General features: G+C 61.7%; 21 protein-coding genes. 9 read left to right on the top strand and 12 right to left on the bottom strand.

Going from position 1 to position 21454, the window contains the following annotated elements; genetic code table 11:
* Positions 1 to 28: 28 nt before the first annotated feature.
* The 8 genes from KVY02_RS09920 to KVY02_RS09955 form a co-directional block, all read right to left on the bottom strand.
* Positions 29 to 1024 (bottom strand): septal ring lytic transglycosylase RlpA family protein, encoded by a 996-nt coding sequence (locus tag KVY02_RS09920; RefSeq protein ID WP_016914098.1) that lies wholly within the window; start codon positions 1022 to 1024, stop codon positions 29 to 31.
* A complete protein-coding gene (gene mltB, locus KVY02_RS09925) occupies positions 1017 to 1994 on the bottom strand; it encodes a lytic murein transglycosylase B (RefSeq protein WP_081192909.1) in 978 nt (325 codons plus the stop codon). The genes KVY02_RS09920 and mltB overlap by 8 nt, the downstream gene beginning before the upstream one ends.
* A 93-nt stretch (positions 1995 to 2087) precedes the next feature.
* Positions 2088 to 3251: a rod shape-determining protein RodA gene (gene rodA, locus KVY02_RS09930; RefSeq protein ID WP_016914100.1), complete on the bottom strand. Its 1164-nt coding sequence runs from the start codon at positions 3249 to 3251 to the stop codon at positions 2088 to 2090.
* Positions 3251 to 5158, bottom strand: a complete 1908-nt coding sequence (gene mrdA, locus KVY02_RS09935) for a penicillin-binding protein 2 (RefSeq protein WP_218313454.1) — start codon at positions 5156 to 5158, stop codon at positions 3251 to 3253. Before mrdA ends, rodA begins: the two co-directional genes overlap by 1 nt.
* A gap of 65 nt (positions 5159 to 5223) precedes the next feature.
* A complete protein-coding gene (rlmH, locus tag KVY02_RS09940; RefSeq protein ID WP_081138924.1) occupies positions 5224 to 5691 on the bottom strand; it encodes a 23S rRNA (pseudouridine(1915)-N(3))-methyltransferase RlmH in 468 nt (155 codons plus the stop codon).
* On the bottom strand, positions 5688 to 6074 hold the full coding sequence (rsfS, locus tag KVY02_RS09945) for a ribosome silencing factor (RefSeq protein ID WP_081192905.1): 387 nt from the start codon (positions 6072 to 6074) through the stop codon (positions 5688 to 5690). The genes rlmH and rsfS overlap by 4 nt, the downstream gene beginning before the upstream one ends.
* Before the next feature lie 107 nt (positions 6075 to 6181).
* Positions 6182 to 6832 (bottom strand): nicotinate-nucleotide adenylyltransferase, encoded by a 651-nt coding sequence (gene nadD / locus KVY02_RS09950; RefSeq protein WP_218313455.1) that lies wholly within the window; start codon positions 6830 to 6832, stop codon positions 6182 to 6184.
* A complete protein-coding gene (locus tag KVY02_RS09955; RefSeq protein ID WP_218313456.1) occupies positions 6829 to 8136 on the bottom strand; it encodes a glutamate-5-semialdehyde dehydrogenase in 1308 nt (435 codons plus the stop codon). Before KVY02_RS09955 ends, nadD begins: the two co-directional genes overlap by 4 nt.
* 149 nt (positions 8137 to 8285) lie before the next feature.
* Here KVY02_RS09955 and KVY02_RS09960 point away from each other — a divergent pair, with 149 nt between their 5' ends.
* The 3 genes from KVY02_RS09960 to KVY02_RS09970 are packed head-to-tail and all read left to right on the top strand — an operon-like array spanning position 8286 to position 11479.
* Positions 8286 to 9140, top strand: coding sequence for a hypothetical protein (locus tag KVY02_RS09960; RefSeq protein WP_081138918.1), 855 nt, complete (start codon positions 8286 to 8288; stop codon positions 9138 to 9140).
* The gene (locus tag KVY02_RS09965; protein WP_218313457.1) at positions 9137 to 10063 is read left to right on the top strand and encodes a diguanylate cyclase domain-containing protein; all 927 of its coding nucleotides are present in this window, start codon (positions 9137 to 9139) and stop codon (positions 10061 to 10063) included. Before KVY02_RS09960 ends, KVY02_RS09965 begins: the two co-directional genes overlap by 4 nt.
* 18 nt (positions 10064 to 10081) lie before the next feature.
* Positions 10082 to 11479 carry a bifunctional DedA family/phosphatase PAP2 family protein gene (locus KVY02_RS09970; protein WP_218313458.1) on the top strand — a complete coding sequence of 466 codons (1398 nt, stop codon included), beginning with the start codon at positions 10082 to 10084 and terminating at the stop codon, positions 11477 to 11479.
* Positions 11480 to 11514: 35 nt separating this feature from the next.
* Here the strand turns inward: KVY02_RS09970 and KVY02_RS09975 are convergent, their stop codons facing one another.
* The 3 genes from KVY02_RS09975 to mpl form a co-directional block, all read right to left on the bottom strand.
* On the bottom strand, positions 11515 to 12135 hold the full coding sequence (locus KVY02_RS09975) for a LysE family translocator (protein WP_218313459.1): 621 nt from the start codon (positions 12133 to 12135) through the stop codon (positions 11515 to 11517).
* Between the two features lie 81 nt (positions 12136 to 12216).
* On the bottom strand, positions 12217 to 12831 hold the full coding sequence (locus KVY02_RS09980) for a flavin prenyltransferase UbiX (RefSeq protein WP_081138912.1): 615 nt from the start codon (positions 12829 to 12831) through the stop codon (positions 12217 to 12219).
* A complete protein-coding gene (gene mpl, locus KVY02_RS09985) occupies positions 12824 to 14224 on the bottom strand; it encodes a UDP-N-acetylmuramate:L-alanyl-gamma-D-glutamyl-meso-diaminopimelate ligase (protein ID WP_016914111.1) in 1401 nt (466 codons plus the stop codon). Before mpl ends, KVY02_RS09980 begins: the two co-directional genes overlap by 8 nt.
* A 219-nt stretch (positions 14225 to 14443) precedes the next feature.
* On the opposite strand from mpl, the gene KVY02_RS09990 reads away from it, so the two are divergent.
* Entirely contained in the window at positions 14444 to 14833 is a 390-nt protein-coding gene (locus KVY02_RS09990) for a glutaredoxin (protein ID WP_218313460.1), read from the top strand.
* A 36-nt stretch (positions 14834 to 14869) separates the two neighbouring features.
* On the opposite strand, the gene KVY02_RS09995 is transcribed toward KVY02_RS09990, so the two are convergent.
* On the bottom strand, positions 14870 to 15355 hold the full coding sequence (locus KVY02_RS09995; RefSeq protein WP_218313461.1) for a hypothetical protein: 486 nt from the start codon (positions 15353 to 15355) through the stop codon (positions 14870 to 14872).
* Between the two features lie 299 nt (positions 15356 to 15654).
* Here KVY02_RS09995 and KVY02_RS10000 point away from each other — a divergent pair, with 299 nt between their 5' ends.
* From KVY02_RS10000 to KVY02_RS10020, 5 genes are all read left to right on the top strand, one after another.
* Positions 15655 to 17226, top strand: a complete 1572-nt coding sequence (locus KVY02_RS10000; RefSeq protein ID WP_218313462.1) for an ABC transporter substrate-binding protein — start codon at positions 15655 to 15657, stop codon at positions 17224 to 17226.
* A gap of 146 nt (positions 17227 to 17372) precedes the next feature.
* Positions 17373 to 18422, top strand: coding sequence for an ABC transporter permease (locus KVY02_RS10005; protein WP_100731376.1), 1050 nt, complete (start codon positions 17373 to 17375; stop codon positions 18420 to 18422).
* Positions 18419 to 19363 (top strand): ABC transporter permease, encoded by a 945-nt coding sequence (locus tag KVY02_RS10010; protein WP_218313463.1) that lies wholly within the window; start codon positions 18419 to 18421, stop codon positions 19361 to 19363. The genes KVY02_RS10005 and KVY02_RS10010 overlap by 4 nt, the downstream gene beginning before the upstream one ends.
* Positions 19364 to 19370: 7 nt before the next feature.
* A complete protein-coding gene (locus tag KVY02_RS10015) occupies positions 19371 to 20387 on the top strand; it encodes an ABC transporter ATP-binding protein (protein ID WP_016914117.1) in 1017 nt (338 codons plus the stop codon).
* A complete protein-coding gene (locus KVY02_RS10020) occupies positions 20384 to 21439 on the top strand; it encodes an ABC transporter ATP-binding protein (RefSeq protein WP_218313464.1) in 1056 nt (351 codons plus the stop codon). Before KVY02_RS10015 ends, KVY02_RS10020 begins: the two co-directional genes overlap by 4 nt.
* Positions 21440 to 21454: the final 15 nt, after the last annotated feature.

Below are 21454 nucleotides of genomic sequence, written 5' to 3' on the forward strand. Positions count from 1 at the left end.
CGCTGCTGGATGACTAAATTGGCACGCATTATCGCACTATAAACACTTGAGGAAAGCCCGCACGGCGCAGATCTTCCCGCGCCTGGTTTTCCTGGGCAGGAGTCACTGGGCCCACCTGAACCCGATGCACTTCAGCCTCGCTCTTCACATGTACACCATGCGATAACTCCCCAGAAAGGCGTTGCTGCAACTGCTGGGCACCCTCTGCCGTACCTAACGCGGCAATTTGCAGGAAGATGCCGTCACCGCTCGGCTGACTGGATACCGGCGAAGCAGAAGACGAAGGCGCAGCGGGAGCACTCACCACACTCGGCGCAGACGAGGCGGGTGCAGGTGAGCTCGCCGCCGTCGAGCGGGCCGCCTCCCCGCCTCGACCACGCTCGGCCAGCCATTGCGCCGGATCGATGGCTTCGACGCGAACAGGCCCCGTGCCATCGTCCAGAATGCCTAGTCGAGCCGCTGCGGCATAGGAAAGATCGATTTCGCGATCACTGTGAAAAGGGCCACGGTCATTGACGCGTACGATCACCGAACGGCCATTGGCCAGGCTGGTGACACGGGCAAAGGTCGGCAACGGCAGCGAGCGATGCGCCGCCGTCATCTTGTACATGTCGTAGATCTCACCGTTGGAGGTGGCGTAGCCGTGGAATTTTTCACCGTACCAGGAGGCCGTGCCCTGGCGAGCATAACCCCGCGAGTCCGGCAGTACACGGTAGGTTTCGCCCCACACCTCGTAGGTGGAGCGATTGCCTGCACGTGAGGGCTCCTCGATGCGCGGCTCGGCATCGGGCACCTGGCTGACATCCGGCGGTGCTACTGGATAGGCATCGCCGGACATGGCATAGCGTTCGCCGCTGGGAGCGGCGCTGGCCAAGGGCGAAGCGCTGGGCTGCGGCGCGGCACTGGGCTGCGGCGCGGCGCTGCCGCTATCACGCAGCGGCGCTTGGCTGGCACAGCCGCTCACCAGCATCGCCAACACGAGAGAACCGCTTACATAACGGACATTGGTCAACAGGTTAGTCATGCTCAATCTCAAACTGATGCTGGATCGCGTCCGCCAATTCGGCCACAGCCATGCCGTAAAGGTGGCTGTGATTGTAGCGAGTAATCACATAGAAGTTGAATTCACCTAGACGGTAGCCTTGCTCATCTTCAGAAAAATCCAGCAATAGCGGCACCACGGGGGCATCAGGGGCCAGCGGCGCCTCGCTAGTGATGCCCTGCTCCACCATGTCGGCGGCGGTCAAAGTGGGGCGCGAGGTCTGGTTGAAGGCGATGCCTTCGGGGGCTTCCTGTGGGCCGTCGGCATCGTGGTAGATGGCGCCATCACGCTGCCAGCCATGCTCGGCAAAGTAGTTGGCTACGCTGCCGATGGCATCGACCGGGTTGTTCCACAAATCGCGAATGCCGTCGTCATCGAAATCGACCGCGTAGGCCTGGTAACTGGTAGGAATGAACTGCGGATAGCCCATGGCCCCGGCGTAAGAGCCGTAGAGCGTTTCCGGCTCGACACCCTGCTCGTAGGCAATGGCCAGGAAAGCGGCCAGCTCGCCACGGAAGAAGCGCCCCCGCTGGGGGTGATGAAAGGCCAGCGTTGCCAGCGAATCGAGCACCTTGTGCGTGCCTTTATGACGCCCGTAATAGGTTTCCACGCCGATGATGGCGGTGATCACCTCAGGAGCAACACCAAAGACTTCTTCGGCACGCGCCAGCGTCTCGGCATGCTCGCGCATGAACTCAGCACCTTCTTCGATACGCTGCTGGTTCAGAAAAATATCGCGATATTCGAACCAGCGCAGACGCCGTTCTGCCGCCCCCGCCATGGCGTCCAGCACGTTCTGACGAAACGTCGCCTGCTCCAGCGCTTGCGTCAGCCACTGCTCGGGAACGCCCTGCTCCACCAGTTCACTGACCAGTTGGCGCGTCTGCTCGTTGACGCGGGGGTCGAAATCGACCTCCTCGGCCGCCCAGGTGGCCGAGGCTGAACATGCCATCAGCGCCGCCAGTAAATACCCGCCCGCTCTTCTTCGCGCCCTGTTCATTTGCTTACCACTCCTGTGAAAAAGCGTCGACTGCACTTTGATCATTCAACGCGGCAATAGCCGCCGATGGGCGTGTATCGACATGAGAATACCGAACCCGGCCAGCAAGGTCACGCTGGAGGTGCCGCCGTAGCTCACCAGCGGCAGCGGCACCCCTACCACGGGTAAAATACCGCTGACCATGCCGACATTGACAAACACGTAGATAAAGAACGTCAGGATAATGCTGCCCGCCACCAAACGCCCGAACGTATCCTGGGACGCCGCCGCCAGCCACAGCCCTCGCCCGACGATGGCCACGTAGAGCAACAGCAATAGCAGCATCCCGACCAGGCCAAACTCCTCTCCCAGCACCGCGATGATGAAATCGGTATGGCGCTCGGGCAGGAACTCGAGCTGCGACTGGGTGCCCTCCAGCCAGCCCTTGCCCCACAGGCCACCACTGCCGATGGCGGTGGTGGACTGGATGATGTTCCAGCCGGAGCCGAGCGGATCGCTCTCCGGGTCCAGAAAGGTCAGCACCCGCTGGCGCTGGTAATTGTGCATGTTCATCCACAGTAGCGGCAGGCCAGCCGCCGCCAGGGCCACTACCAGGCTAATCAAGCGCCAGGAGAGCCCCGCCAGCAGCACCACGATCAGCGCCGCGCTGGCCATCAGGAGTGCCGTTCCTAGATCTGGCTGAATGGCTGTCAACACCACCGGAGCGCCAATGATCAAGCCACAAACGGCAATGTCCCGCAGCCTCGGGGGAAGCTGACAACGGTTGAGGTAAGCCGCCACCATCAACGGCACGGCCAGCTTCATCATTTCGGAAGGCTGAAAGCGAATCACGCCGGGTATTTCCAGCCAGCGCTTGGCCCCCATGCCGATATCGCCAGCAATCTCCACGGCCACCAGCATGGCAAGCCCTACGCCATAGGCCAGCGGCGCCCAGCGCAAAAACGTGGTGGGGGAAAACTGTGCCAGCACGAACATGCCCACCAACGCCAGGCCAAAACGAACGGCCTGTGCAATCACGACCTCGATGCGCTGCCCAGACGCGCTGTAGAGCACCAGCAGACCACCTGCCATCAGCGCCAGCAGCAGGCCAAGCAGCCAGGGGTCGATATGGATACGCTCCCAAATGCTCTTGCGCCTTGCAATGCCACTATCGGGCGGGCGAACCGGGTAGCCACGCCAGGAGCGCGACAGCAGTTGCAGCGGCATCATCAGTTACCCTCCACGCGGCCGTTATCGCCTTCCAGCACTTCCTTGACTTCCTCGGCCTCTGGGGCCGCTTCTTTCAGTAGCCAGGCATCGGTCATGGCGCGCGCCATGCGAGCGGCGTGGGTGCTGCCGCCCCCGGCGTTCTCGACGATCACCGACACGGCAATTTCGGGCTCTTCCAGCGGGGCAAAGGCCATGAACAGCGAGTGGTCACGCAGCCGCTCTTCCAGCTCTTCGGCGTTGTAGCGCTGATCCTGACCCAGCGAAAACACCTGAGCCGTGCCGGACTTGCCGCCCATACGATACTCCAAGCCTACCCCGGTACGCCTTGCCGTTCCTTCGCTGCCGGTGAGCACTTTCTCCATACCGCTGAACACCCGATCCCACCAGTTCTCGTTGGCCAGATCGATATCGGGTAGCGTGTCCGGCAGTTCAACCGGAACAGGGTCTTCACCGATACGCATTGCCAGGCGCGGCTTGACCCAGTGGCCACGGTTGGCCAGGGCCGCCGTAGCGCTGGCCAGCTGCAACGGGGTGATTTGCCAGTATCCCTGACCGATACCGACCGAGAGCGTTTCCCCCGGGTACCAGGGCTGGTTGAATCGTGCGCGCTTCCAGTCCCTCGAAGGCATCAGGCCAGCGCTTTCTCCCTGGACATCGTGAGCGACCCGTTGCCCAAAGCCAAAATTGGACATCTGATCATGCAGCCGATCGATGCCGAGGTCGTGAGCCAAGGAGTAATAATAAGTGTTGTTCGACACGGCAATGGAGCGCTCCATATCGACACGCCCGTGCCCCCAACGCAGCCAGTTACGATAGCGGCGAGAATCATTGGGCAATTGATAGAAGCCCGGGTCATTGATGGTGCTGTCCGGGGTGATCACCCCTTCCACTAGCCCCGCCAGCGCCAGAAACGGCTTGATGGTGGAGCCCGGCGGGTAGTGGCCGCGAATGGCCCGGTTAAACAGCGGCAGGTCGATGTCTTCCTGCAGGGCACGATAGGAAGCCACGTCGATCCCGGTAACGAACTGGTTACTATCGAAGCCGGGCGTCGACACCATGGCCAGAATCTCGCCGGTACGCGGCACGATGGCCACGATGGAGCCCCGGCGACCTTCCAGCAGCTCGTAAGCGAGCATCTGCAAAGAACGATCCAGGGTCAGGGTGAGGTTGGCCCCCGGCACCGGGTCAGTGCGACCAAGCTCGCGCAGCACGCGGCCACGGGCGTTGGTTTCTACCTTGCGAAGGCCCGCCTGACCGTGCAATTCCGACTCGTAAAAACGCTCCACCCCCGTCTTGCCGATAAAGTGGGTGCCCGCATAGCGGCCGGTGTCCAGCGTCTGCAGCTCTTCGGCATTGATCCGCCCCACATAGCCCAGCGCATGGGCCATCATTTCGGCATCCGGGTAGTAACGCAGCAGTTGCGCTTCTACCTCGACTCCGGGCAAACGATGGCGATTGATGGCCAGGCGAGCAATCTGCTCTTCGCTCAGGTCGCTCATCAGTAGCGCCGGCTGAAACGGCCGCTGGCGCTGGCGAGAACGAGCGTTGAAGGCCTCGATCTCTTCTTCCGGCAGCTCCAGAAGCTCCACCAGCAGCGCCAGGGTATCGTCCAGGCTATCGACACGCTCACGCACCAGCGTCAGGTTGTAGGTCGGCCGATTTTCTGCCAGCAAGGCGCCGTTACGGTCGTAGATCAACCCACGATTGGGCGGCAGCGGCTCGACCCGCACGCGGTTTTTCTCGGAGCGCGTGCTGTAGAGGTCGTGCTGAACGATTTGCAGATACCCCAGCCGCCCGACCAGCAAACCGGTCAAGATAATGACCACGAACACTGCCAGCAGCGACCGAACACGGAAGATACGCAGCTCTTGCTCAGGGTTCTTTAGCGTGTCACGGCGCTTGGGCATGGCAACAGACAACTCTCAATCAAACGATGAACGCAACGGCCACGGGGGTCGATAACAGATAACGTCTAGCGGTGGTAAGGGTGCCCCACCAGCAGGGTCCATGCCCGATAGAGCTGTTCGGCGAGCATGATCCGCACCAACGGATGCGGCAGGGTCAATGGCGACAGCGACCAGGCCTTGTCGGCCATGGCCGAGAGAGAAGGCTCCAGCCCATCAGGGCCGCCAACCAGCAACACCACATCCTGGCCAGACATTCGCCAGGCATCGGCCTGCTGGGCAAGCTGCTCCGTGGTCCAGGGCTTGCCCTTTACCTCCAGAGCCACGACGATTTCATCGCCACGCAGCTTGTCGCGGATTCGCTGAGCTTCTTGCGCCCGCGCTTTGGCGATATCGGCGTTCTTGCCGCGCTGGCCCAGCGCAATTTCTTCGATTTCCAGGGCAAAATCACGCGGCAGCCGCTTGCGGTAGGTTTCCACGCCCTCTTCGACCCACCCGGGCATTCTGGTTCCCACCGCCAACAGCCGAACCTTCATGACATGGAAGCTCGCTCTTCGGCTTGACGCAGGGCATCACCGATGGCACCCGCATCGTTGGGCAGATCGGCCCACAGGCGCTCGAGATCGTACAATGTACGCGCTTCGGGGAGCATGATATGAACGACGATGTCACCCAGATCGACCAACACCCAATCCGCGTTCTCACCGCCTTCGACACCGCGTGGGTGCAGACCGGCCGCCTTGGCTTTCTCGACGAGATTCTGCGCCAGTGCTGCCACATGACGGGTAGACGTACCGCTGGCAATCAACATGAGGTCGGTGACCTCGGTCAATTTCGACACGTCCAACTGCGTAATATCACGAGCTTTAAGTTCTTCTAGCGCGTCGATGGCTAGGTTTTTCAATGTATCGATGTGCATGACTCCTGACGACAACCCCATTATTGACCTGACGATGATAGACGCCCGCCATTGGCAACGGGCGTTTGAGGCGGCCATTGTAACGGCTTCTTTCACGACTGCCAGCGCTATTCGCTGGTTTGATACCAGCCCTGTTGCAAAATGGTCGATTCCACCGCCTGTGGTAGCAGATAGCGCACGCTCTCGCCCGCCTGAAGCCGTTGGCGAATATAGGTCGCGGATATGGCCATCAGCGAGGGCAACGCCAGAACCAGCAAGTGCCCTTGAGCCTGCTGCATCATCGCTTCGACGCTGTAGACTTCGCGATTGCCCACCAGTTCCTTCAGCGGTGCTGGCCAATCGTTGTTATAACCGGGTCGAGCGATCACCACGACATGCCCCAGCGCCCACAGGCGCTCGGCGCGATCCCATTGGTGAAGTCGCAAAAAGGCATCCATGCCAATGACCATCACCAGGCGGGCCGAGGAGCCGTAGACAGCGCGCAGCTCGGCCAGCGTATCCACACTATAAGAGGGGCCTGCACGGCGCAGCTCGCGGCCATCGGCCAGCAGGCCGGGTGTATCGGCAATGCCTGCTTCCAGCAGGGCCAGCCGTTGCTGCGGCGACACTTGCGGTACACCGCGCAGCGGTGGCTGCGGCGCAGGCACCATGTGCAGCACTTCCAGGCCCAGCGCGTCGCGCACTTCCAGGGCACTGCGTAGATGGCCGTTGTGCACCGGGTCGAAGGTGCCACCAAACATGCCGATACGCTGGCTCATTGGCGAACCTGGCCGTCTCCGAACACGATGTATTTCTGCGTGGTCAGGCCTTCCAGGCCGACCGGGCCACGGGCGTGCAACTTGTCGGTGGAAATCCCGATCTCCGCCCCCAGGCCGTACTCGAACCCGTCGGCAAAGCGCGTCGAGGCGTTGACGATCACCGAGCTGGAGTCCACTTCGGCCATGAAGCGACGCGCCAGGGTGTAGTCCTGGGTGACGATGGCATCGGTGTGGTGGGAGCCGTATCGTTCGATGTGTTCGATCGCTTCGTCCACGCCATCGACCACCTTGATGGCCAGGACCGGAGCGAGGTACTCCGCGTGCCAGTCCTCCTCGGTTGCTGCCAGCGCCTGGGGCAACAGCACCCGTGTACGTTCGCAGCCGCGCAACTCTACCTGGTGCTCGGCGTAGCCACGCGCCAGCTCCGGCAGCAGAAGATCGGCAACCGGGGCATCCACCAGCAGGGTTTCCATGGTGTTGCAGGTGCCGTAGCGGTGGGTCTTGGCGTTCAGTGCGATGGCCAGCGCCTTGGCAGGGTCGGCGGTGGTATCGATGTACACATGGCAAACGCCATCCAGGTGCTTGATCACCGGCACACGCGCTTCCCGCGAAATGCGCTCGATCAAGGACTTGCCGCCACGCGGGATGATCACATCAATATACTCAGGCATGCTGATCATCTCACCCACCGCCGCGCGATCCGTGGTGGCAACTACCTGAACACTACCCTCGGGCAAACCGGCATCCGCCAGGCCTGCCTGAATGCATTGGCTCAGAGCGGCATTGGAAGCGCGGGCTTCCGAGCCACCGCGCAAGACACAGGCATTGCCGGATTTGAGACACAGGCTAGCGGCTTCCAGGGTGACGTTGGGACGTGATTCGTAGATGATGCCGATCACCCCCAGCGGAACCCGCATCTTGCCGACCTGGATACCGCTGGGCCGGTAGCTCATGCCATCGATGGCACCCACCGGGTCTGGCAACGCCGCCACTTGATGCAGGCCCTCGATCATGGCATCGATACGTGCATCATTGAGCGCCAGGCGGTCCAGCAGCGCGCTGTCCAGGCCATTGTCCCGGCCCCGCTGCATATCCTCCTGATTGGCGCTGAGGATGTCGCTGCGGGCTGCTGTCAGGCGCTTCGCCATAGCATACAGCGCCTGGTTTTTGGCCTGGCTATCGGCTCGGCGCAATACGCTGGCCGCTGCGCGAGCCCCCTGCCCCAGAGCCGTCATGTAACGGGCTACATCGCCGGCCGCCAGGTGGTGTTGGGCGTCTTGTTGAAATGCGTCAGCGCTGCGCATGCGATCTCCCTATATTAAGCATGACTGAAAGTGGCTAGGCTTATATTACGCCTTGAGGGCATTATACTGAGGGATTCGCAGGTTCGAGCCAAGCAATGCGTTATGCTCAGGCTGGGTGCCCCCGTTTATCAGCCAGATAGTAAGCCACCATGCCAAGCAAATACAAAATCAGTCCGCTCAGGGTGACACTACTGGCCGCCGCCGTCGCGCTGGCTCTCTGGACACCCAATGCGCCCCTCATGGCCACCCTTGTGCTGTGGCTTGCGGTCGGCTGGCTACTGGTGACTGCACTGCTGCTGGATTTCAGCCATCGCCGCTCACGAGGCCTGCCCTGGCAACTGCTGGCGGGAACCCTCCTGTTGGCCCTGATTGCGGTTGCCCCTGAACGTCACCTATTGCTGATATGGGCCTGGGGTGCGGTCTTCATGCTTCCTCAACCACGCTGGGTGGCCATGTACAATGTGTGCGCAGCCCTGCTGACCTGCCTGATCATCAAACCCTTGCTGACCCTGCCAGCGTGGTGCCTGCTGATCGCAACGCTTTGTATTCTGTGCCTGCTGGCCATGGCGCGGACTTACCTGCTGGTGCACTTGAGCGGCACCATGCGCCAGCGCCTGCGGCTGATTCCGGGGCTCAACCTATGGGCAGGGGAGCAACTGCTGCGTGATTTGACCAAGGAGCAAACACGCTCCGAGCGGGAAGCCATTCACGCCGAGGTATTGATCATTCACCTTCGACTCCACCAGCTCTGGCCTGCGGCCCACAAACTGTGCAGCCTGCTTTATAGCTTCGAAAACGTTTACCGCCTGAATGCCACTACGCTGGCCACGCTCATGTTGGCCAGAACGCCCCGCGAGGCCGCCCATCGTCGCCAATTGCTATGTGCGGCCCTGCCGGAGCACACCGTTTGCCAACCGCTTCCCCTGATAGAGCTTGAGCTGGAAGCGCTGACCCTGGAGGCTCTGGCCCAGATGGGTAAACAGCGGCCGAGCGTCATCACATGACGACGTCCGCGCCCCCCAAACGGCTGATGAGCCTGGCTTACAGTGCCAGCCTGATCGTTATCTGTGCTTACACCGCCTGGCTTTACGCCATGGGCAGCTACCGTGAACTGTTGGTTCCACTGTTCATGACCACCCTGATACTGGCCAGCCTGATGATGCACCTTGGGCGAGGCATCAAACCCTACCTGCCACGCTGCTTGCTGCTGGGCAGTCTGTTTCTGGTGGCGATGCACGGCGTACTGACCCACGCCAACCTGCCGCTGTATTGGTTAGGCCTGCCCCTTGCCGCCGCGTTCATTCTTCTGCCACTGTGGGGAGCGCTGGCCACCAATCTGGTCGCCATGGCCGTGATCATCTGGCAACTGCCCACGCTGAACGAGGAGTTTGCCCTGGGCTTTGCTGCCCTGACTCTGCTGCTCGCACTGCCCCCCTGGGAGCACGCGCGGCGCAAGGCACTGCTCAGGGCTACCGACCCCCACGATAACGATTGCGATGCGTACCATATCGACACGCTCAAAGAGCGTCTGAAAAATGAGTTTCAGCGCGCCGACATGCTCAACAAGCGGTTGGCCGTGCTGGTGTTACACTTGCCGCAGCCGGACATGGCAGAGGAGCAGTTTGGGCAACGGGCCAAGACCGCGCTGCTGGGTGCGCTGTGCAGCGAGGTCAATAGCCGCTGCCGTGATCACGACATTCTGGGCCGTGCGGGCAGTGCGACCTTCTGGCTGGTCTTGCCCGATACCAGTGAAAGCGGCGCGCTACTCGTGAAAGAGCGCCTTCAGCGTGCCCTGTCACGGCGCGTATTGGTGGAAACAGGCCAGTTGGAAGCACGGCTAGCCACTTGCCTGCCCATGCGCAAGGAGAGCTTCGAGCGCTACCTGCAGCGTCTGGAAGCACGCGCAGAATCCATTACCCATTTATAACCGCAGACGGAGTCACTCTTGGCGATTGTCGATACCCTGCTCTCTCTTACTCTTTCCCCTCCTTTGCTGCTACTTCTGGTGTTGGGTATCGCCCTGGTCGAGTCGCTGGCACTCATTGGCCTGCTGGTCCCCGGGGTCGTATTGATGACTGCGGCGGCCACCCTGGCGGGCCACCAAGGGCTCGACCTGCCCTGGCTGATTGGCGCGGCGTTCATTGGCGCGATCATCGGCGACAGCGTCAGCTACTATCTGGGCTATCGGCATCGTGAGGCGGTGTTGTCCCGCTGGCCGCTGTCGCTTCACCCCGAGTGGGTGGGACGTGGGGCACGCTTTTTCGAACGCTATGGGGTCTACTCGGTCTTCATTGGCCGCTTCGTCGGGCCTGTCCGCCCGGTGATCCCGCTGGTGGCCGGCATGATGCAAATGCCGGCACGCACCTTCGCCTGGGCAAACATTACCTCGGCAGCGCTCTGGGCTCCCGCCTATGTACTACCTGGCTATCTGGTCGGCCATACCTGGCAGCAGCGGCTGAACCTGCCCACGAACGTGGAAATGGCCGTCATCCTGATTGCCGCCACGGTGGTGGTATTGGCCGTGGTGTTTTCATGGGGGCGTGCTCAGGTGGACCGCCAGGGGCGCGTCTATTTTGCGCTGGCACGCATCGTGCGGCGCATTCCGATCATGCGTCGCCCCTGGTTGGCCATGAGCCGTTCGGGGGAAGTGCCGCTGGGTTCCCTGCTGCTGCTCATTACCGCGATCACCGGGGCCTCCGCCTGGACGCTGTACGTGATGCACCATGTGACGCCGTTGACGGTCGATCTGGAAGCCCAGCGGCTATTCGACTGGCTCGACTCCCCCTGGCTTGCCCACGCCAGCCTGCTATTGGCCATGATCGGTGACAAGGCGGGCATCGTGGCCCTGGTCAGCCCGTGGGCGTGCTGGCTGCTGGTGGTCAAACGCTTCGATGCGCTGCTGCATGGGGCTCTGGCCCTTGGCGGCATTGCCCTGATCAACACCGCGGGCAAGGCACTGTTCGCCCGGGCACGCCCCACCACCCCGGACCACCTGACCGGCTCATACGCCTACCCCAGCGCGCACACCTCTACCTGGGTGGTGATGATCGGGCTGGCGGCCGCCGTGATGGCCGCGCGGCTGCCCCGCCAGCGGCGTGCCTGGGTCTACTGGATGGCCATTGTCGTCACGCTGCCGATGGCGCTCTCGCGCTTGGCTCTGGGCGTGCACTGGCTGAGTGATCTGGTGGGAGGCGCGCTCATGGGGCTGGTGGTCTGCGCTCTGGTTCAGCTCAACTGGCAGCGGCGCTATCGTGCGCCGCTACCCGCCATCCCTTGGGTCTCGCTCACCGGGGCATCGCTGCTGCTGGTGAGCGCGAGAATGCTACTGTTCGGGCCGGTTTGACGGCGCCATCGCGTAGCTGGCTCGGGCTGGCGTGATCAGCCCAGCGCCAGCCACGCGCCCACGCCAAACATCAGCGTCCCGGCAATGCGGTTCAACAGGCGTACGTTACCGCTTTTGCCCAGCACGCGACGCAGCGTCTTGCCCCCCGTGGCATACACCAGCATGCTGCCGAACTCGATGATCAGGATCAGCGCGATCAACAGGCTAAGCTGAGGGGCCAGCGGGCGGCTGCTGTCCAGAAACGGCGGCAGCAGCACCATGAAGAATGCCCAGCCCTTGGGATTGGCCACGGCGGTCACCAGCCCCTGCATGGCCAACTGCCAGCGGCCTGCAGGCGGCCCTGTGTCCAGCTCGCTGGGAATGGCCATGCGCCCCCGCGAGCGCCACATCATCACCCCCAGATACGCCAGGTAAGCCCCACCGATCCACTTGAACGCAGTGAACAGCTCAGGCTGGCGCAACATCAACGCGGCCACCCCAGCGCCTGCCGCCGCAGCCACCAGGCCCACGCCAATCAACTCACCGATCATCATCCAGAGCGTACGCTTCACCCCTTGGGTCATCCCCAGCACCATGGCCAGCGTCATGCACATGCCGGGGGTCAGCGATACGAACAGAAAGGTTGGCACGAAGACCGATAGAGTAGCCCAGGACATGGTGACGCTTCCTTGTGGTGAACGGTGGCGAAAGTCATTGATATGGCGAATCGTAGGCACAAAAGTGTGGCACCGCCGGGATTACCCTTCGCCCCAGCGTGGCATCAAGCGATGCTCGATGCCCAGCTGGTTGAGAATCCGCGCGACGATGAAATCGATCAGATCCTCCATGGACTGAGGACGATGATAAAACCCCGGCGCGGCAGGCAGGATCACCACACCCAGGCGACTCAGAGTGAGCATGTGCTCCAGGTGAATGGGAGAAAAAGGACTCTCCCTGGGCACCATGACCAGCGTGCGCCGCTCCTTGATCGCCACATCGGCGGCACGCTCGATCAGGTTGTTGCTGGCCCCGGTGGCCACCGCAGAGAGGGTGCCGGTGGAACACGGGCAGATCACCATGGCGGAAGGCGCGCCGGAGCCCGAGGCCACGGGGGCCATCCAGTCTTCACGCCCAAAGCAGCGAATTTGTCCGGGCCTGGCACCGCTTTGCGCCACCAGGGCCTCCTCCAGTCGCTGAGGCTGAGCAGGCAGCGATACCTCCGTTTCCGTGGCAATGACCATATGGGCCGCCTTGGAGATCATGACCCACACTTCATGGCCCGCCTCGACCAGCACGTCGATCAAGCGCAGGCCATACTGCGCCCCCGAAGCGCCCGTCAGCGCCACCGTCACAGGGGGGTTGAACTCACTCATCGGATACTCCTGTTGCAGGGTTTGCCGCTGCCAGCGCCGCCAACAGGCGCTCATGAACACCATCGAAACCACCGTTGGACATCACCACGATCCGGTCGAGCGGTGACGCCTGGGTGACCACTGCCTGTACCAATGCATCGATATCCCGATACAGCGACGCCCGCGACCCTTGCGCCTCTACCAGAGAGTCCATCGACCACTCCACGCCAGCAGGCTGGAACCAGAAGCTGTGATCCGCATCGGCAACGCTTTCGTTCAGACGTTCACGCAGCGCGCCCAGCCGCATGGTGTTGGAGCGCGGCTCGATCACGGCCAGCAGCCGCCCCCGCGGTGTGGCGGCACGCAAGCCCTGCAGCGTGGCGGCAATGGCCGTGGGATGGTGGGCAAAGTCGTCGATCACCTGAATGCCGTTGACCTCGCCACGCACTTCCTGGCGACGACGGGGCGTCTGGAAGCGTGCCAGCGCCGCGCAGGCACGCGGCAGGTTCACCCCGCACAGCCGTGCGGCCGCCAAAGCGGCCAAAGCATTGCGAGCGTTGTGCTCCCCCGTGAGCGACCACTCCACCACGCCGTCCTCCTCGTCCTGCTCACGGCTATACAGCACCTGAAAGCGGCTGGCGTCGGCATGCTCCAGACGCAGCTGCCACTGGCTGTCGGACTCGCTGCCAAAGCGGGTGACCGGGCTCCAGCTGCCCATGGCCAGCACACGATCCAGCGCGAGCTGCTGGTCAGCCACCAGCAGATGCCCCTTGCCTGGCACGGTACGCACCAGGTGGTGGAACTGGCGTTCGATGGCGGCCAGGTCGGGAAAGATATCGGCGTGGTCGAATTCGAGGTTGTTCATCACGGCGATCGTCGGGCGGTAGTGCACGAACTTGGAGCGCTTGTCGAAAAAGGCCGTATCGTACTCGTCCGCCTCGACCACGAACGGTGCTGCTGCGCCTCCTAGCCTGGCCGACACGCCAAAGTTGCGCGGCACACCGCCAATCAGAAAGCCGGGCTCCAGGCCTGCGCTCTCCAGCAGCCAGGCCAACAGGCTGGCCGTGGTGGTCTTGCCGTGGGTGCCCGCCACGGCAATGACCCGGCGGCCCGGCAGCACGTACTCCGCCAGCCACTGGGCACCCGAGGTGTAGCGCAGGCCGCTATCGAGCAGCGCCTCGACTTCCGGGTTACCGCGCGAGAGAGCGTTGCCCACCACCACAAGGTCCAACGGGCCCTGCAGGTTGTCGGCGCGATACCCCTCCATCAGCGTGATGCCCGCCTCGGCGAGCTGAGTGCTCATGGGCGGATACACGTTCGCATCCGACCCACTCACCTCGTGCCCCAACTCTCGGGCCAGCAGCGCAAGACTGCCCATAAAGGTGCCGCAGATACCAATCACATGTAAACGCATGGGCGAGCGCTCCTTCCATGACCCTGACAACGGACTGAAATATCAGCCTAAATGCATACATTGGGGGAAAGATTATCATGCCCGGGACGCCAGCTCATCTGGTTCCCTTCGCGACACCCGGTATCAGGGCAGGAAAGTGACAATGGGTGGCTTTTGATGCAGGATGCGGCACCTATCGACCTAAACCACCCCGCTGCGCTGGCGAGAGGAGCTTTTATCATGCGCATTATCGTTCGTTACTTTTTCCGTGGCCTTCGCGTGCTGCTGGCCCCGGTGATGTTAGTGTCGGAAAAACTCTCCACGCCGCGCTCGGTGGAGCGCAGCGCCGAGGAGCAGGCTGAGGTCGACGCGGCCTGTGAGGCATTGGCGCTGTATCAGTTTCGTACCTGCCCTTTCTGCATCAAGGTACGCAAGGAGATGGCGCGGCTTGGTTTGAAGATCGAACTGCGCGATGCCCAGTTGGATCCAGACCACAAGCAGGCCCTTCAGGAAGGCGGCGGCAAGGTCAAAGTGCCTTGCCTGCGCATCGCCCATGAAGACGGTCGTGAAGAGTGGCTCTATGAGTCCGATGAGATCAATCGCTGGCTGCATCAGCGCTTTGGGGCCTGACTGGGTGCCTGATTTGGTGCTTTAGCACCTGCCACGTCAAAACTCGACCTTGCTGGCCGTCACGTCGAACGTGACGGCCAGGCTAACACCCTCTTCCGCAAGAGGGTCAGCTTCCGGGCTATGCTGTAGCGCCAGCGGCCCCTCGAGGGTGCCCTGAAGGTGTAACCGGCTGCCTTCGCGCTCCACCCGGGAAAGCACCACGGTCAGCTCGTCATCGCTGGCCGTATAGTAAGGCGGATGAACGGCATCGCCGATCAGATGCAGCACTCGAGCATTGGTCAGCTGCTCGTCGGTCAGAATCAATTGAATGACCAGCGCGTCTCGGGCCGCCCATTTCTCCGGATCCCGGTAGCCGGTCATCTCCACCACCCAATGGTCTCCCTCTTCGATGAACGTGGCACTGGGCTCGCTGCTGAGATCGAGGACGAACCACTGCTGGTCCTCTCCATCCAGCGTCCCTGTGATCCCTGCAGCTGGCTCGCTGGCAGCCGCCCAGCCTGTCATGGCCAGCAAAACAGTCATTAGTAACGGTTTAACGCCTTGTATTTTCATTATCTTTCCCTTGTGGCTTACCTGCCGGGCACTTTTGAACGGCCGCATGATCACGACTTTAGTCTTACAGCAGATGCCGTGGCGGCCGCGCCAGCCCCGATCATTCAGTAGATGAATGAGGCCTGTCATTATTTCGATTGTGTGTCACAACCACCTGTCTCTATGTTGTCAGGATAGCTTACGAGCTGACCGTGTCTGTTTTGTCGATGGGCAATCGAACCACGCCCCGTCGGCAAAACGAACAATAAACAATACACATGGGAACGATCATGACGCTGAAAAAGACACTACTGGCCACTGTCGTGGGTGCTGCCATGGCAGGCACCGCACTACTGCCCCTGACTGCCAGTGCAGAAACCCTGCGCATCGGCTACTCGGCCGACCCTGAAACCCTCGACCTGCATGAGCAGCTTTCCGGCGGTGTCCTGCGCTTCTCGCATCTGGCGTTCGACCCATTGGTGCGCTGGACCAAAGACTTCCAGTTCGAACCGCGTCTTGCCACCGAGTGGGAACAAATCGACGACACTCATGTACGCATGACCCTGCGTGAAGGCGTTACTTTCCATTCCGGCAATCCGTTCACCGCCAAGGACGTGGTCTGGACCATCGAGCGTTTGAAAGAGAGCCCGGATTATCGCGCCATTTTCGAGCCGATCGCCAGCGCCGAAGCGGTCGACGATTACACCATCGAAATCACCACCACCGAACCCTACCCGCTGCTGTTGAACCTGGCCACCTACATCTTCCCCATGGATAGCGAGTTCTACACGGGCGAGACCGACGACGGCAACGACAAGGCGGAAATCGTCAAGGCAGGCAACTCGTTTGCATCGCGTAACGTTTCCGGCACCGGGCCCTTCGTGGTCACCGACCGTCGCCAGGGCGTTCGCGTCGACTTCGAACGCTTTGAAGACTACTGGGACACCGACAGCGAAGGTAACGTGACCAGCATCGTGCTGACGCCGATTGCCGAAAACGCCTCCCGCGTGGCGGCCCTGCTGTCCGGTGGCGTCGATTTCATCGATGCCGTACCGCCCAACGACCTGGACCGTGTGCGCGATGCACAAGGCGCCAATCTGGTTGAAATCCCCGGTACGCGTATCATCGGCTTCCAGCTGAATGAAGAGCGCGTCGAGGCGTTCCAGGATGCACGCGTGCGTCAGGCCGTCGACCTGGCCATCAACCAGGAAGGCATTGCCGAGCGCCTGATGCGCGGCTTTGCAACGCCCGCGGGTCAGTTCTCACCGGAAGGCTACTCCGGCTATAACCCGGACCTGGTACCTCGTTACGATCTGGAGCGTGCTCAGGAGTTGATGGCGGAAGCGGGCTACGAAGAGGGCTTCAGCGTCGACATGATCGCCCCGAACAACCGCTACGTGAACGATGCGCAGATTGCCCAGGCCGTAGCCAACATGCTGGCGCGTATCAACATCAACGTTAACCTGCGCACCATGCCGCTGGCCCAGTACTGGCCGGAGTACGACACGCGTCAATCCGACATTGCCATGATCGGCTGGCACTCGGACACCGAAGACACCGCCAACTTCTTCCAGTACCTGTCGTTCTGCATCGACACCGAGAGCGGTGCCGGTCAGTACAACTACGGCAGCTACTGCAACGAAGAAATCGATGCGCTGGTAACCCAGGCCGACAGTGAGACCGATCTGGAAAAACGCGGTGAAATGCTGCGTGAAGCCGAAGCCATGCTGTACGAAGACGTTGGTTTCATCATGCTGCATTGGCAGAACCTGGCCTATGCCGCCGCTGACGGCATCGACATCGAGCCGGTGGTCAACGCCACCGACTTCCCCTACCTGGGCGATCTGGTGATTACGCGTTAATCACCCCTTAACGACATAACCCACGCAAGGACGCTTCGCTCTCCAGGATTCTGGAGGGCGAAGCGTCGTGCATGACGCGACCCGCCGGGCAGCGTCATGCCTTGCCCTGATGTTTAGTGAAACTTTCCACACAGGTGGCGTACGCCATGATTGCTTTTCTAATCAAGCGGCTGATGCACGCAATATTGGTGATGTTTGTCATCAGTGTACTGGCCTTCGCCATCCAGGATAACCTGGGTGACCCTGTACAGCAGATGGTCGGACAGTCGGTCCCCGAAAGTGAACGTGAAGCCATTCGCGAACGGCTGGGGCTCAACGACCCCTTCCTGGTGCAATACGCACGCTTCGCCAGAAACGCCCTTCAGGGCGATTTCGGCTACTCCTATTTCTACCGTGAACCGGCGCTGGAGGTGATTGCTCGCCACTTGCCTGCTACCCTCGAGCTGGTGTTCGCGGCCACGCTGATCATCGTATTGTTCTCTGTTCCCATCGGGGTATACAGCGCCATCAAACCGCGCTCCCCCGTGTCACGCTTTTTCATGGGGGCCTCGATCATCGGCATTTCGATACCGGTGTTCCTGACCGCCATCGTACTGATCCAGATTTTCTCCATCGGCATGACCGTTTCGCTGTTCCCGGAGGGCACCGCCTGGGGCGCCTGGCTGAACAGCGCGCTCTCTACCCAGGGCAACATGCCCTCCTTTGGCCGTGGCTATGATTTGGTCCACGTGGTCGGCCACTGGGATACCAACCTGGTCACCTGGGACGGCATCAAGCATCTGGTGCTGCCTGCAGTCTCGCTGGCCTCCATCATGCTGCCGCTGTTCATCCGCCTGATCCGCGCCGAAATGATGGAAGTACTGCAATCGGAGTACGTGAAGTATGCCCGCGCCAAGGGTATTTCCATGCGCCGGGTCTACTTCGTGCATGCGCTGAAAAACACCATGCTCCCGGTGATTACCGTGGGGGGCGTTCAGATCGGCACCATGGTGGCGTATACCATTCTGACCGAAACCGTGTTCCAGTGGCCGGGCATGGGACTGATGTTCCTGGATGCCATCAACCACGCCGACATTCCGCTGATCGTCACTTATCTGATGATCGTCGGGGTCATTTTCGTGGTGACCAACACCATCGTGGATTTGATCTACGGCTTCGTGAATCCCACCGTTAAACTGACTGGTAAGCCCGCATGACAACGTCCACTCCTCCCTCAGCCCCCAGCCGCTGGGAGCGCTTGCGCGACTCTTTCCTGTGGTACAGCTTCAAGCGCGACCGTACCGCTCAGCTCTGCCTGGCCGTGTTCATCTGCCTGGTGGTGGCGGCCTTCGCGGCGCCACTGCTGGCCCCTACCGACCCCTACGACCTGCGCCAGATCGACATCATGTCGTCGGAACTGCCGCCGTTCTGGATCGACGGAGCCGACGAGCGCTACACCCTGGGCACCGATGCCCAGGGGCGCGACCTGTGGTCGATCATTCTCTACGGCACGCGGGTATCGCTGCTGATCGGCTTTGGCGCGGTGGCACTACAAGCCCTGCTGGGCGTGACCTTTGGCCTGATGGCCGGTTATCTGGGCGGGCGAGTCGATGCCTTCCTGATGCGCCTGGCAGACATTCAGCTGTCGTTCTCGACGCTGATGGTGGCCATCGTGGTCGGTGCCGTGGTGAAAGCCACCATGGGCAGCGCCTTCTACAGCCAGCACGCCGTGCTCATGCTGATTCTAATCATCGGGCTCGCCGAGTGGCCGCAGTATGCGCGTACCGTGCGTGCATCGGTGCTGGCAGAGAAGAACAAGGAGTACGTGGACGCCGCTCGGGTCATGGGGCTGCGCAGCCGACGCATCATGTTCCGTCATGTGCTGCCCAATACCCTGTCGCCGATCTTCGTCATCTCTACCGTTCAGATCGCCAACGCGATCATCTCCGAAGCGGCGCTGTCGTTTCTGGGGCTGGGCATGCCGGAAACGCACCCGTCGCTGGGTTCGTTGATCAAGGCGGGCTTCGACTACATTCAATCCGGCTCCTGGTGGATCACCATGATGCCCGGCGCGGTATTGGTGGTGCTGGTGCTGTCGATCAATCTGCTGGGCGACTGGCTGCGCGATGTCATGAACCCACGACTGTATAAAGGCTGAAGACACCATGGCACTTCTTGAAGTCTCACAACTGGATGTTCGCTTTGCCCTGCGTCAGGGTGAAGTCCGCGCCTTACGGGATGTCAACTTCACCCTGGAGCGGGGCGAACGGCTAGGCATCGTCGGTGAATCCGGCGCGGGCAAGTCGGTGGCGGCCTTTTCACTGCTCAACCTGATCGCACGGCCCGGATTCATTGCCGGTGGCAGCATCACCTTCGAGGGTAAAACCCTCAACACCATGTCCGAGCGGGGCCTGCGCAAGGTGCGCGGCAATCGTATCTCGATGATTTTCCAGGACCCGATGATGACCCTCAACCCGGTGCTCTCGATCGGTGAGCAGATGGTCGAGTGTCTGAAAGCGCACCGCCGCATCTCCACCCGCGAGGCCCGGGCCATTGCTCTGGACAAGCTCAAGCAGGTGCAGATCCCGTCGCCGGAAAAGCGCCTGGACCAATACCCCCACGAGCTTTCCGGCGGCATGCGCCAGCGTATCATCATCGCCATTGCGCTCCTGCTGGACCCCGACATCATCATTGCCGATGAGCCAACCACGGCGCTGGACGTCACCATCCAGGCGGAAATCATGGCGCTGCTGCTGGAGCTTTGCGAGCAGCACAACGTGGGCCTGATCCTGATCACCCACGACCTGGGCGTCGTCAGCCAGGTCACCCAGCGCATGCTGGTCATGTACGCAGGCCGTGTGATCGAGCAGGGGCCGACCCGTGAAATCATCAATGACCCCCAGCACCCCTACACCCAGGGGCTGATCAACGCCCTGCCCCAGATGGCTACCCCCGGCGAAAAACTGAATCAGATTCGGGGCAGCATGCCGTCGCTTTCCAACTTGCCCACCGGCTGCGCGTTTCATCCCCGCTGCGACTTTATCCTGCGCAGCGACGGTCAGCCGCGCCCGGCGTGTACTCAGCAGGTGCCCACTTTTGTGGAGTCGGGCAACTGCCGCGTTGCCTGCCATATGGTGGCTGAAATGCTCGAAGATCGCCGCCTGAAGGAGGAGAGCCTATGAATGCCCAGGCCGACACACGCCCAACGGCCGCTCCCGCTACGGCCAGCGATACGCTGCTGGAAATACGCGATCTGAAAAAGCGCTTTTCGCTATCGGGCGACTTTCTCGAGCAGCTGCGCTTCAAGGGCGGCAAGCTGGTTCGTCATCAGGAGTACGTGCACGCCATCAACGGGGTCAACCTGGAGATCAAGCGTGGCGAAGCGCTCTGCGTAGTCGGCGAATCCGGCTGCGGTAAATCCACCGTAGCACGCACGGTGATGGGGCTGATTACCCCCTCCGAAGGCGAAATTCGTTACGGCGGCGAGCGCATCGACCATCTCTCCACCCGTCAACTGCTGCCTTATCGCAAGCGCATGCAGATGATTTTCCAGAACCCCTACGCGTCGCTGAACCCGCGCATGACGATCCAGCAGACGCTGGAAGAGCCGCTGCGCCTGCACCACCCAGACTGGAACCGTCAGCAGATTCTCGACAAGGTGGAAGAAGTGATGCGCTCGGTGGGCATCGACCCGGACTGGGGCAAGCGCTTTGGCCATGAGTTTTCCGGTGGGCAGCGCCAACGCATCGCCATCGCCAGGGCGCTGGCCGTGGACCCGGAATTCATCGTGGCCGATGAGCCCATCTCGGCTCTGGACGTATCGATCCAGGCCCAGGTGCTGAACCTGCTGATGGATGCCCAGCGCGACCGCCACCTCACCTACCTGTTCATCACCCACGACTTGGCGGTGGTCGAGCACTTCGGCACCCGCGTGGCGGTGATGTACCTGGGCACGGTGTGTGAAGTCGCCACCACGGCCACGCTGTTTGCCAAGCCGCGCCATCCCTATACGCAGGCGCTGCTGTCGGCCATTCCTCGGCTGGAAGATGACCGCCCCCAACACATTCGCCTCTCCGGTGAAGTGCCGACGCCGGTCAATCTGCCTAGCGGCTGTGTCTTTCATGGCCGCTGCCCCCATGCCAACGCCCGCTGCAAGCAGGAGATTCCGGCATTGCAAACACAGGATGACGGCACTCGCGTGGCGTGCCACGCTGTCGAGGAGGGCCGCTTGTAATGGCCCGCTTCATTC

It is taken from the genome of Halomonas sp. 18071143 (assembly GCF_019211725.1).
GTDB classification, from domain to species: domain Bacteria; phylum Pseudomonadota; class Gammaproteobacteria; order Pseudomonadales; family Halomonadaceae; genus Vreelandella; species Vreelandella stevensii.

What these genes read in the sequence shown, in the direction of transcription:
- KVY02_RS09920 (WP_016914098.1), bottom strand. Translation starts at nt 1,024, where the DNA reads ATGACTAACCTGTTGACCAATGTCCGTTATGTAAGCGGTTCTCTCGTG.
- mltB (WP_081192909.1), bottom strand. Translation starts at nt 1,994, where the DNA reads ATGGCATGTTCAGCCTCGGCCACCTGGGCGGCCGAGGAGGTCGATTTC.
- rodA (WP_016914100.1), bottom strand. Translation starts at nt 3,251, where the DNA reads ATGATGCCGCTGCAACTGCTGTCGCGCTCCTGGCGTGGCTACCCGGTT.
- mrdA (WP_218313454.1), bottom strand. Translation starts at nt 5,158, where the DNA reads ATGCCCAAGCGCCGTGACACGCTAAAGAACCCTGAGCAAGAGCTGCGT.
- rlmH (WP_081138924.1), bottom strand. Translation starts at nt 5,691, where the DNA reads ATGAAGGTTCGGCTGTTGGCGGTGGGAACCAGAATGCCCGGGTGGGTC.
- rsfS (WP_081192905.1), bottom strand. Translation starts at nt 6,074, where the DNA reads ATGCACATCGATACATTGAAAAACCTAGCCATCGACGCGCTAGAAGAA.
- nadD (WP_218313455.1), bottom strand. Translation starts at nt 6,832, where the DNA reads ATGAGCCAGCGTATCGGCATGTTTGGTGGCACCTTCGACCCGGTGCAC.
- KVY02_RS09955 (WP_218313456.1), bottom strand. Translation starts at nt 8,136, where the DNA reads ATGCGCAGCGCTGACGCATTTCAACAAGACGCCCAACACCACCTGGCG.
- KVY02_RS09960 (WP_081138918.1), top strand. Translation starts at nt 8,286, where the DNA reads ATGCCAAGCAAATACAAAATCAGTCCGCTCAGGGTGACACTACTGGCC.
- KVY02_RS09965 (WP_218313457.1), top strand. Translation starts at nt 9,137, where the DNA reads ATGACGACGTCCGCGCCCCCCAAACGGCTGATGAGCCTGGCTTACAGT.
- KVY02_RS09975 (WP_218313459.1), bottom strand. Translation starts at nt 12,135, where the DNA reads ATGTCCTGGGCTACTCTATCGGTCTTCGTGCCAACCTTTCTGTTCGTA.
- KVY02_RS09980 (WP_081138912.1), bottom strand. Translation starts at nt 12,831, where the DNA reads ATGAGTGAGTTCAACCCCCCTGTGACGGTGGCGCTGACGGGCGCTTCG.
- mpl (WP_016914111.1), bottom strand. Translation starts at nt 14,224, where the DNA reads ATGCGTTTACATGTGATTGGTATCTGCGGCACCTTTATGGGCAGTCTT.
- KVY02_RS09990 (WP_218313460.1), top strand. Translation starts at nt 14,444, where the DNA reads ATGCGCATTATCGTTCGTTACTTTTTCCGTGGCCTTCGCGTGCTGCTG.
- KVY02_RS09995 (WP_218313461.1), bottom strand. Translation starts at nt 15,355, where the DNA reads ATGACTGTTTTGCTGGCCATGACAGGCTGGGCGGCTGCCAGCGAGCCA.
- KVY02_RS10000 (WP_218313462.1), top strand. Translation starts at nt 15,655, where the DNA reads ATGACGCTGAAAAAGACACTACTGGCCACTGTCGTGGGTGCTGCCATG.
- KVY02_RS10005 (WP_100731376.1), top strand. Translation starts at nt 17,373, where the DNA reads ATGATTGCTTTTCTAATCAAGCGGCTGATGCACGCAATATTGGTGATG.
- KVY02_RS10010 (WP_218313463.1), top strand. Translation starts at nt 18,419, where the DNA reads ATGACAACGTCCACTCCTCCCTCAGCCCCCAGCCGCTGGGAGCGCTTG.
- KVY02_RS10015 (WP_016914117.1), top strand. Translation starts at nt 19,371, where the DNA reads ATGGCACTTCTTGAAGTCTCACAACTGGATGTTCGCTTTGCCCTGCGT.
- KVY02_RS10020 (WP_218313464.1), top strand. Translation starts at nt 20,384, where the DNA reads ATGAATGCCCAGGCCGACACACGCCCAACGGCCGCTCCCGCTACGGCC.